At 37.7% G+C, this 12,078-nt stretch carries 6 protein-coding genes; 3 read left to right on the top strand and 3 right to left on the bottom strand.

Translation table 11 applies throughout. The features are described 5' to 3' along the window. Positions 1–5: 5 nt before the first annotated feature. Together ppx and ACFIKN_RS02820 are read right to left on the bottom strand one after the other, a co-directional pair. Positions 6–1,523 (bottom strand): exopolyphosphatase, encoded by a 1,518-nt coding sequence (gene ppx, locus ACFIKN_RS02825; RefSeq protein ID WP_273791189.1) that lies wholly within the window; start codon positions 1,521–1,523, stop codon positions 6–8. A gap of 21 nt (positions 1,524–1,544) precedes the next feature. After that, positions 1,545–3,710 carry an RNA degradosome polyphosphate kinase gene (locus ACFIKN_RS02820; protein WP_375657899.1) on the bottom strand — a complete coding sequence of 722 codons (2,166 nt, stop codon included), beginning with the start codon at positions 3,708–3,710 and terminating at the stop codon, positions 1,545–1,547. A 325-nt stretch (positions 3,711–4,035) separates the two neighbouring features. On the opposite strand from ACFIKN_RS02820, the gene ACFIKN_RS02815 reads away from it, so the two are divergent. Continuing rightward, entirely contained in the window at positions 4,036–4,284 is a 249-nt protein-coding gene (locus tag ACFIKN_RS02815; RefSeq protein WP_375657882.1) for a zinc-finger domain-containing protein, read from the top strand. Between the two features lie 52 nt (positions 4,285–4,336). Continuing rightward, positions 4,337–5,584, top strand: coding sequence for an FAD-binding protein (locus ACFIKN_RS02810; RefSeq protein ID WP_375657881.1), 1,248 nt, complete (start codon positions 4,337–4,339; stop codon positions 5,582–5,584). Between the two features lie 193 nt (positions 5,585–5,777). Here the strand turns inward: ACFIKN_RS02810 and dnaE are convergent, their stop codons facing one another. Then, the gene (gene dnaE, locus ACFIKN_RS02805; protein ID WP_375657898.1) at positions 5,778–9,245 is read right to left on the bottom strand and encodes a DNA polymerase III subunit alpha; all 3,468 of its coding nucleotides are present in this window, start codon (positions 9,243–9,245) and stop codon (positions 5,778–5,780) included. 376 nt (positions 9,246–9,621) lie between these two features. Here dnaE and recG point away from each other — a divergent pair, with 376 nt between their 5' ends. Then, positions 9,622–11,730 carry an ATP-dependent DNA helicase RecG gene (gene recG, locus ACFIKN_RS02800; RefSeq protein ID WP_375657880.1) on the top strand — a complete coding sequence of 703 codons (2,109 nt, stop codon included), beginning with the start codon at positions 9,622–9,624 and terminating at the stop codon, positions 11,728–11,730. The last annotated feature ends 348 nt before the right edge of the window (positions 11,731–12,078 follow it).

The raw sequence follows: 12,078 nt of genomic DNA, 5'->3' as shown, positions 1-12,078 counted from the left end.
AAAAATCAAAAAATTTCAAAAGCGAGAGGTTGTTTTATTATTTTTGATAACTTCTGTAATCGTCCAAGAGGACGTTCTCCTAATAACCCAGCGTAATTCTTTGGGATCTGCAGGATAATATGATCTGCTTTTTTATGCCACAATAAATGAGGTAAAATTCCTGCAACAGAAGCACTAAAAAGATGAGCAATACGCATAGTTTCGCCAAGAATACGTGCTTTTTCAATTATATTTTGAGTTGCTAATTGAAAAATGGGAAGAGATTCTTTATCAACCAATAAACTCGTATTGCGAAAAAAAACAGCAAGCGCTGCATAAAGGCGCCCTTCATGAGAAATTCCTGGATAAGATCCTAAAGCTATTTGATTTGCTGCTTCATTGCCTCGATAATCTGGATGTATACGCCAACCAATATCTGCAAGAAGACAAGCGGCTTGACGATAACGGCATTCATTTTCAGTTTCTGAAATTCCAAAAACTTCAAAAGCATTCGTCGTAAAATCAATGAGTTCTTCTGCTTGTTTTGGTGAACGTGCCCGTAAAATAGCCATTTCTGTGCATGCTGCAATGAGAGGATCTGAAAGCCGAATCGCCTGCGGCAAACGTGAATAAAGAAAACCTTCACGAACGCCAGCACCAGAAAAGATTATCTTTTCAAACTCCATACACTGAATGAGTTCAATAAGAACTATTGCCCCATAAGATAAAAGTTTTCGACGATTCTGAGAAACCGCTGCAATCCCTCTCATATTATCAATATTGCCACGTGCTACAAGACGTAAAAAGTTCTCCATTTCAACGGCATCAACTTCATAGCCATGCATAACAGGGAGCCGATAGTGTTTCATTGCCATATGGAGTTTTGCCAAATTACGCCATGTCCCCCCTACTGCATAAAAATAACGTGCTATACCTTTACGAGTACGAACAACAGACGATTTATAAAATTGCTCATGTACAATTTTTGTAGCTACAGCACTATCATTATTTGACATATACTGTAGCCTTAAACCACCCAATGGAAGAGTTATCCCTTCACCAACATCAGAATGATCAATATCAATCAGCTCAAGACTTCCACCACCAAGATCCCCAGAAATACCTTTTGGTTGATAAAAAGTAGACACAACTCCATATGCTGAATACATAGCTTCTTCACTTCCTGAAAGAAGATATATTTTATTTTGCAAAATATCTTCAGCATGCTGAATAAATGCTACGCCATTCTGTGCATCTCGTGCTGCTGCTGTTGCTAAAGTATAGACCTCATCTGCCCCAATCTGTCGACAAAGCGTACGAAACCGTTTCAGTGTTTGCAACGCCATTTTCATCGATTTTTCTTCTAAAAATCCCGTTTTTGCCACACCATGACCGAGACCACAAAGAATCTTTTCATTAAACAAAACTGTTGGTGATCGAACAAGCCCCTCATAAATAACCAACCGAACAGAATTTGAGCCAATGTCAATAACAGCAACAGGCTTACACCCTTTTAACCGACCTTGAGCATCTCTATATGTCATTGGATTTCAGTCTTTATGTATTTAGGCTTGTTGCCGATGCAACGCAACCAAGCGCGAAACAGAAGACTCAAAAGACTCATTTTCCCCCGCAAAACTTGTATTGGCCATAAAATACTCCTGCGCATTAAATAGACTTTCACCTATCTGCGGTGTAATACGTTTTGATGTTCCATCCTTAAGTATATCAAAGCTTTGTTGATTATCAATGATATTAGCTAACATAATCTGTAAAAGAATTTTTTGACGGACTATTTTATTAAAAACTGGAACCAATATTTCAATACGATAGTCCAGATTACGAGGCATCATATCAGCAGAGCCTAAGTAAACGATTGCATTTTCATTAGGCAAATCTTGACCATTCCCAAAACAAAAAATGCGACTATGTTCAAGAAAACGCCCGACAATTGATTTTACACGAATATTATCCGAAATTCCTAGAATACCAGGACGTAAACAACATATCCCCCGCACAACCAAATCAATTTGCACCCCTGCTTGACTAGCACGATATAAAGCATCAATAATTTCAGGATCTACCAATGCATTAACTTTCATCCAAATAGCAGCAAACCTTCCCTGTTGTGCGTAAACAATTTCTTCCTCAATATGCTCTAAGATACGACCACGCAATGTTAAGGGTGAAAAAGCAATCTTCATTGTTTCATTTGGACGCTCATATTGCGCAATATAATTGAACAATAACGCAACATCATGAGCGATATCATCATCTGTGGAAAAAAAAGAAAGATCGGTATAAGTTTTAGCGTTAATGGGATGATAATTTCCTGTCCCAAGATGAACATAAGAGCAAAGACGTTTTCCCTCACGTCTCACAACCAATGACATCTTAGCATGCGTTTTTAATGCAATAAAACCAAAAATAACTTGAACCCCAGCACATTCAAGATCTCGGGCCCAACGAATATTTGCTTCCTCATCAAAACGTGCTTTAAGTTCTACCAAAGCAGTCACAGACTTTCCCTGTTCAGCTGCTTCAATCAAAGCGCCAACAATTGGACTATCATTTGATGTACGATAAAGTGTTTGTTTGATTTCCACAACATCAGGATCGCAAGCAGCTTGACGTAAAAATTGGACAACAACATCAAATGTCTCATAGGGGTGATGAATCACAATATCATTTTCACGAATAGCCGCAAAACAATCCCCTTTATGTTTACGAATACATTCTGGAACACGAGAAATATAAGGAATAAATTTGAGATCATCACGAGGAATAGAAACAATTTCTGATACCGTATTAAGCGCTAAAAATCCATCAAGAACATTAATACAATTATCAGGAACAGCGAGACTATTCGCTATAAATTGACGTAAACTCTCTGGCATTTTTGCGTCAAACTCAACTCGAATAACCTGCCCACGGCGCCGCCTTTTAAGAGCAATTTCAAAAAAGTGAACAAGATCCTCAGCTTCTTCTTCTACTTCAATATCGCTATCTCGGATTACTCTAAATGTACCAATTCCTTTAACCTCATAGTTAGGAAATACATGTTTAATAAAAAGGCAAATAACATCTTCAGATGCAATAAAACGAAAATGATTGCCTTCTTGAGGAAGAAGAATAAAACGCCTTAAAAGCATTGAAATAGACAACAACACTATGTGTGAGTTCTGATCAGTTTCTCCAGACAATTGAAGCGCAATAGAAAGCCCTAAATTAGGAATAAATGGAAAAGGATGAGTAGAATCAACAGGCAAAGGTTTTAAAACAGGAAAAATTGTCTCAAGAAAATATTTTTCAAGCCATAATTTTTCAATTTCTGAAAGATCATCAGAACAAATAATTTCAATATCATTCTTTTTTAATTCATCACGTAAAACATTCAATTCTCGTAGTTGGTGAGCCTGCAGCTTTAAAATCTCAGCTAATACAATATCAAGTTGTTCCTGTGGAGTGTGCCCATCTGCACTGCACGCTGTAACGCGAGCACGAATTTGAGCTGCCAGTCCTGCAACACGAACCATAAAAAACTCATCAAGATTTGCAGCTGAAATAGAAAGAAATTGTAGACGTTCTAATAAAGGATGTTTCGAATTAGCCGCTTCCATCAAAACACGATTATTAAATTGTAGCCATGAAAACTCTCGATTAATAAACCGTACCGGATTTTTCATTGTTATATTCGATATAGAAATTTTATTTACCACCCTCTGTTCCATATATCCTAAATAATTTTCTTTTATATTTTCTAAAATCCTTGACAAAATATCTCACATAATATTTGATAATATGTTATCATCATAATAATATATCAATGCCTAACTTCCCTCATCATTTTTCCATTTAATATTTAAAAATACTTGGAATTATTGCTATGCGCAAAGCACTAAAAGTAAGACAACTATTCTAATATAGCATAAAAGAAGAGAAATTTGTCTTAAAAAGCATCTTGCATTATTATACGCTTTATTACAAACTCACGCCTATAAAATAGAAGAGCCCAATCATAGCTGATGAGAAAATTTATTCTGGAGTTTGTATGCCATGGCTGATCACAATATTCCTCATTTCCAAAATGACCTTGGATATAAAACAATCGAAATTGGTGTGAAAGAATTTATGTGTGTAGGCGCTACACACCCATTCGATCATCCTCATATCTTTATCGATATGGGAACAGCAGATGAGAAAATTTGCCCTTACTGCTCAACCCTTTATCGTTATGTTCCCTCGCTATCATACGATCAAACAAACCCAACAGGATGCTTATATCATCCAGAAAAGCTATTATAATTGCGTTTTTTGGCTTTCTTAATAACCCCTCTTTTCATTCTGCTTGTTTAATATGAAATCATTTGTGGAACAGTCACCCATCATCGTTGGAGGAGGAATTGCTGGTTTAAGCACTGCTTTAGCACTCGCTCATAAAGGAATTGCAAGCACCATTATCGAAAAGTGTAAGCAACTTGAAACGATAGGCGCTGGTATTCAACTGACACCAAATGCAACATCTATTCTTGCTCGCTGGAAACTTCTTAACAAACTCACTGAAGTCGCGACAATCCCATATTTTCTTGAGTTAAAAGATGGATTATCTTTAAAAATACATCTACGGGCTCATCTTATTAATCTAACAGAAAAATATTGGAAAGCCCCTTATATGACGATTCACCGTGCGGCTTTACAAAAAATTTTATATAATGCAGTGATTGAAAATCCTTTGATCAAATACAAAGCAGGCGAAACGATTGTATCTTCTACCCAATCTGCAACCAACATTAAAATCACGACAATAAAAACAGATACGGCAACAGAACAGCTTCATTCAACGCCCCTCCTGATCGGATGTGATGGCGTTTGGTCAACATTACGGCAACAATCTCCTTTTCATGAAAAAGCAAATTTTAGTGGCTTTATTGCTTGGCGTGCAACAACAACATTTGATAATCTTCCTCAAAACTTTCGTTCTTCATTGCAAAATATGAAGACAATTACGGCTTGGATGGGACCAAAAAATCATCTTGTTGTCTACCCCATTCAATCATCAGAAAAAATTTTTAATTTTGTCGCCATTACGCATGGAAAAAATTCAAAAGAAGGATGGGCCCATAAAGGAAATAAAGAAAAACTCAAATCTCTTTTTAAAGATTGGAATTCAAAAATCTTACAAATTTTCGATCATATTGATGAATGGAGTTATTGGCCACTCTTTCAAATGAAACAAAATCGTTTTATCGGTTTAGAGAGACAAGTATTTGTTGGCGATTGCGCACATGCTACCTTACCTTTTGCAGCACAGGGTGCCGCTATGGCAATCGAAGATGCTGCCACATTAGCAAAAGCACTTTCATTGAAAGATTTTTCATTAACGAAAGCACTTTCGCTTTACGAAACAACACGCACACCCCGTATTGCAGCAGTAAAAAAACGCGGAGATTTCAATAGATTAGCCTATCATGCAACCGGTCCCATAGCAATTGCACGCAATCTCATGATGAAAATTCGTACACCAGAGAGCATTATGTCAGATCTCAATTGGCTTTACATGTATGATGCGATGAATTCTATAAAAAATAATGATAAAAACTTATAAAATCCTTCCGACACTTTGAATATTACGAAAGAACGAGATTTTTTTTAATTTTATGACACTAAAAAAATATCATAATTTACTCAAATAAAAGCAATATTTTTCGAAACCTACAATCCGATTTTAAAAGCTCAATTTTTAGCTCTCCTAAAAGCAAAAACACCACTCAAAATCAGCTCCCATCTTTAATCTTTCTTTAACTCAATTCTACATCAACAACACCCTGAATTAATTTCATAGCATTTGCGACATGTGAATTTACCTTATATCGCTTAGGAAGCGCAATTTCGACTTCTCGCAATCCATCCTCTTGAATTAAAATAAGCCCCACCTCTCCATTCCCCCCAAGATTTAAGTTTTGTTCAATTTGTGGAAGCATATCAACTGTTTTTATAAAGAGACGCATCATTTTATGCTGTTGTAATGATTCATTTTCCAAAGACTGAATTGTTTCAATTCGCAAACTAACTCCTTCAGAACGATTTTCTGCGCTCACCGTAATAATAAAAGATTTTCCGGGTTCTAGCATCTCTTCATAATCCGAGAGTGCCTCAGAAAAGAGAACTGCTTCATATTGTCCACTTGTATCAGAAAAATGAATAATTCCCATTTTTTTACCAGATTTTGTTTTGCGCACGTTTTTTGCCACAACAGTTCCAGCAAGCCGTGCAGCCGTTGCTCCCCCTTTAACGGCATTGGCAAAATTACCCCAAGTCTGAATGCGTTTTTTGTTCAGAATAGCTTGATACTCCTCCAAAGGATGCGCAGAAAAGTAAAAACCTATAGCTTGAAATTCTCGATAAAGTTTCTCAGCCGGCAACCAAGGGGGTGTTTGCGATAAAATCAATGGTTCTTTTAATCCGCCTGCCATTCCAAATATATCAACCTGCCCGCTAGAATTGTCATCGAGAATACGAAGTGCACGCGCATGAAGGGTTCCAAGATTGGCTAATAAAACCTCACGTGCAATGTTAAAACAATCAAAAGCACCAGCACAAACTAAACTTTCCATCGCACGCTTATTAACAATACGAGGATCAACACGCGCACAAAAATCTTCCAAATCCTTAAAAATCTTATTTCCACGACAAGAAACAATATGATCTACAACAGTTTCTCCCACACCTTTAATGGCAGCAAGAGAATAATAAATACAGTTATCACCAACCTCAAAAACACGATGAGATGTTTGTATAGAAGGTGCAATAACTTCAATACCCAACCTTAATGCTTCACGCCGAAAATCATTGAGCTTATCTGTATTCGTCATATCATATGTCATTGAAGCAGCTAAAAACTCAACGGGATAGTTTGCTTTCATATAAGCCGTTTGGTAAGAAACAATTGCATAAGCAGCAGCATGCGATTTATTAAAACCATAATCGGCAAATTTTGCTAAAAGATCAAAGATAATATCAGCTTGATCTTTATCCACGCCACCTGCAACAGCTCCATTGACAAAACGCGTACGCTGTTTTTGCATTTCAGCATGAATTTTTTTCCCCATAGCACGACGTAATAAATCAGCTTCTCCAAGCGAATAACCAGAAAGAACCTGAGCAATCTGCATCACCTGTTCTTGATAAACAATCACACCTTGTGTTTCTTTGATCAGATGATCTATTTTAGGATGAATAGAAGCAATTTCCTCTTCCCCATGTTTGCGTGCATTATAGGTTGGAATATTCTCCATTGGACCTGGACGATAAAGTGCGACCAGCGCAATAATATCTTCAATACGGTCTGGCTTCATTCCAATCAACGCCTTGCGCATACCAGAACTTTCCACCTGAAACACACCAACCGTTTCACCACGTGCCATCATAGCGTAGGTTGCTTCATCATTCAGAGGAATATTTGATAAATCTATTTTAATCCCCTTTCTGGCAACAAAATCGACTGCCATTTTCAAAACAGTAAGCGTTTTTAATCCAAGAAAATCAAATTTTACCAGCCCCGCCTGTTCCACATATTTCATGTTAAATTGTGTAACAGGCATATCAGAACGAGGATCACGATACATCGGGACAAGCTCCCAAAGTGGACGATCTCCGATAACAATCCCAGCAGCATGAGTTGAAGCATGACGATAAAGTCCCTCCAACTGAAGTGCTATATCTAATGCGCGGACAACAACGGGATCTTTTTTCTTTTCCTCTTCAAATTTAGGTTCATCCTTAATAGCATCAGCCAATTCTACCTGACTTCCTGGCGTGGCAGGAATTAATTTTGTAAGATAATCCACCTGACGATAAGGAACTTCTAAAACACGCCCCACATCACGCAAAACTGCACGCGCCTGTAACTTACCAAAGGTAATAATTTGAGCAACTTGATCACGTCCATATTTTTTTTGAACATATTGAATAACTTCTTCGCGCCGCTCTTGACAAAAGTCGATATCAAAATCTGGCATCGAAACACGATCTGGGTTGAGAAAACGTTCAAAGAGAAGAGAAAACCGTAAGGGATCAACATCAGTAATCGTCAATGCATAAGCAACAAGTGAACCAGCACCAGAACCCCGTCCTGGTCCAACGGGAATATCATGAACCTTTGCCCATTTTATGAAATCTGAAACGATAAGAAAATATCCAGAAAATTGCATACGCGTAATAACTGAAATTTCATAATCAAGCCGCTGTTCATAATCTGCAATCGTATACCCTTCAGCCAACCCTATTGTTTCAAGCCGCATCTTCAAACCAGCTTTAGCTTGATTTAACAACTCACTATCTTCTATTTCTAAAGTATTTTCTGAATTAGCAGATTGTTCTATAAAACGAGGCAATATCGGTTTTCGAAGAGGCGTGGCAATATGACAACGCAATGCAATTTCAACACTATTTTCCAAAGCTTCTGGAAGATCAGAAAACAGTGTAACCATTTCATCTTGTGACTTCAAATAATGATCTGGCGTCACACGTTTGCGATCTGGATTAGAGACGATTTGTCCTTCTGAAACAGCCATCAGCGCATCATGGGCTTCATATCCTTCTCTCTTCAGAAAAAAAGCTTCATTTGTTGCAACAAGAGGAATTTCATGCGCATAAGCCAATTCAATAAGATCAGCTTCTACTCTCTGATCATAAGAGCCATGCCGTTGTAACTCCACATAAAGACGATCAGCAAAAGATTTTTTCAAATAAATTAAGCGCTCAACAGCATGTTCTTTTTTCTCTTCTGCCAAAGAAAGATTAATAGGTCCTCCCTTTCCTCCCGTTAAAGCGATTATTCCTTCACTGTGTTCTGACAACCAATCAGCTTTAATATGAGGAGGATCAGTATCACATTTATCAAGATAAGCACGGCTAACAAGACGAACCAAATGAGCATAACCGGTTTTGCTAGCAGCCAAAAGAACAATAGAGCAGAAATCAGAAGAATTACGCCATTTAGCCAAACGTGAATGATCATTTTCATCACGAAAGTCAACAGTAAGCTGACAACCAATAATAGGTTGGACCCCATGAGAAAGACAATGCTGTGAAAATTCCAAAGCACCAAATAAATTATTGGTATCGGTAATAGCAACCGCTGGTGCATGATCTGAAATCGCCTGTTGAATAATTTGGGGGATTTTTAAAGCCCCCTCGAGCAAGGAATAAGCTGAATGCACTCTCAAATGAATAAAGCGAGGAAGAGAATTTTTGTTCTCTTGCATTTTATTTTTTACCACTCTCACAATTTCCCACTACAAAATCAATGCTAAACAGCACCCCTTATAAAAGAAAAAACTTCTGTTTATCATAACTTTAAAGCTATAAATTCATCATCATACATAGGAGAAATATCCCAATTTTATTAATATTTATAAGAGAGTTCTATCAAGAAAATGCTTCTATTCACAGCAAATAAACACCTAAAATAAAAAGAAAAACAATATACCTCATCTAAGCACTTTAATTTTTGACCCTTTAATTGTATTTTTCTTCCTAAAGTTCAATGTGTAAATAAAGCAACCTCCTCTTTATGACGTTATCCCCAAAAAGCTCTTCTAAAGGTCTAGAAAAAACAAAAAGGGCAGGTTAAGTTTGCTCATGCCTCCAAGTCTTCTTACCCCTCTTTTTAATTCTATTCGAACTCTTTCTGGTATTACACCTAAAGTCTATGGTTTATTGACCAAACTCTTAGATGTTAATCCTACACAACGAGAAGCAACCCTTATTGACCTTCTTCAATTAATGCCCCATTCCGTTATAGACCGCAGAATGCGTCCCAACATTGCTTGTGCAAAAGAAGGAGATACTGTTACGCTCGAAATTATCATCGATCAACATCAATCACCACCCCGTGGTCACAACCGAATTCCCTATCGAGTTATTGCCCATGATCACACAGGAAAAATAAATTTAGTCTTTTTTCATGCTCAACCTCTTTGGCTAAAAAAACAACTCCCCGAAGGAAAAAAAGTCATTATATCAGGAAAAGTTGAATGGTTTAATGGACAGCTTTCAATGGCGCATCCAGACTATATTGCCCCGAGCGAACAATCAAATCAGATACCTCTCATCGAACCTGTCTATCCCTCTACTGCAGGACTAGCTGCAAAGACACTAAGACGCGCCATACAAAACGCTCTTGATTTTATTCCACTCCTCCCAGAATGGATAGATGAAAATGTGAAAAAGCAGCAAAATTTTTCTTCTTTTTCTGTTGCTTTACGCCGTATCCATGCGCCCATTAACCCCGACGATCTATCCTTAGAAAGTACTGCACGCAAACGTCTTGCCTATGATGAATTGCTCGCTTGTCAATTGGCACTAGGACTCGTGCGTTTGAAAACTAAATCTCTTGTTGGCACTTCTCGACCATCAACAGGAATTTATACTAAAAAATTGCTCAATATCCTCCCCTTTCAACTCACAACCGGACAAAAAAAAGCAGTAGAAGATATCGCAAATGATCTTGCTTCACCAGAACCGATGCTAAGACTACTTCAAGGTGATGTAGGCGCAGGAAAAACTGTTGTTGCATTGATGGCAATGGCACAAATTGCTGAAAATTCAGGACAATCAGCTTTAATGGCACCAACCGAAGTGCTTGCTAGGCAACATTTTGCCACCATCGCTCCTCTTGCCGAAAAGGTCGGATTACAAACAACCCTTTTAACAGGACGAGAAAAAGGGAAGTTGAGGACAAATATCGTGAATGATATTCTGTCAGGTCAAGTTTCTATTGTCATCGGAACCCATGCTCTCATACAAAACAGCGTTACTTATAATAATCTCGCTTTAACCATTATCGATGAACAACACCGTTTTGGTGTCCATCAACGTATCGCTCTTACAGAAAAAGGCAATAAAGCTGATATGCTGGTTATGACCGCCACACCCATTCCGCGCACACTCGTCTTAACAGCTTTTGGTGATATGGATGTCTCTAAAATTACCGAAAAACCAATGGGACGACAACCCATTACAACAGCAACGCTTTCTTTGAAACGTCTTCATGAGCTTATAGAGAGAATCGCAATTGCATTAGAAAAAGGAGAAAAGCTCTATTGGATTTGTCCTTTAGTAGAAGAATCGACAGCTCTTGATCTCACTTCAATTGAAAACCGCTTTGCATTTCTCCATGAGCGCTTTGGAGCACACGTTGGTATGATCCATGGAAAAATGTCTACAGCAGAAAAAGAAGCCGCTATGGCATCTTTTAAATGTGGAAATACACGTATTTTAGTTGCAACCACCGTCATTGAAGTGGGAGTAGATATTCCAGATGCTTCGATCATTATCATCGAACACGCGGAACATTTTGGCCTTTCACAATTGCACCAATTACGTGGACGTGTAGGACGAGGCGATAAAAAATCTTCCTGCATTTTGCTCTATAAAGATCCACTGACTAAAACAGCAGCAACACGCCTTAATATTATCCGCAATACAGAAGATGGTTTTGAAATTGCTGAAGAAGATTGGCGCCTACGAGGCGAAGGAGAACTTTTAGGTACAAAACAATCCGGAGTCCCTGAATTTCATATAGCAAACCTTGCAGTTCATAGCGATCTTTTGTCAATGGCAAGAAAAGATGCTCGTTTATTTTTACAACGCGATCCTCATCTTTCTTCTGAGCAAGGACAAGCTTTACGGTTGCTCCTTTATCTTTTCGGACACAACGATGCTGCACGCCTCTTACGAGCAGGATAACAAAGCCCCTCTAATAAAAAACTTAAATACCTCTCTGTTCAAATATGGTTTTCTCTCTTAGAATTACCCATAAATGATCTACGCAGTCTCTTAGCATCTTTATGCTTCATGAACGAATAACAAATCAACAGCACTATCTTCTCTCTCAATCTGAATTATTCTTGCATTGAAACAGTAGAAGCAATATTGCGTCTTTTTTACCATTATATTCACATAACTGATCTATTTTTTGACAGGTAAGAAAATATTTTTCGTTTTATCGTAAAGGATTTAGAAAGAAAAAACTTTTCTTCAGTATTCTCGTTCAACAGAGAAAAATGAAAAAATAAGTTTCATTATAAATCAATT

It is taken from the genome of Bartonella sp. CL436QHHD (assembly GCF_042195105.1).
Classification (GTDB): domain Bacteria; phylum Pseudomonadota; class Alphaproteobacteria; order Rhizobiales; family Rhizobiaceae; genus Bartonella.
Note: the sequence above shows the minus strand (reverse complement) of the source record. Positions and strands in the feature narration are given on the sequence as shown.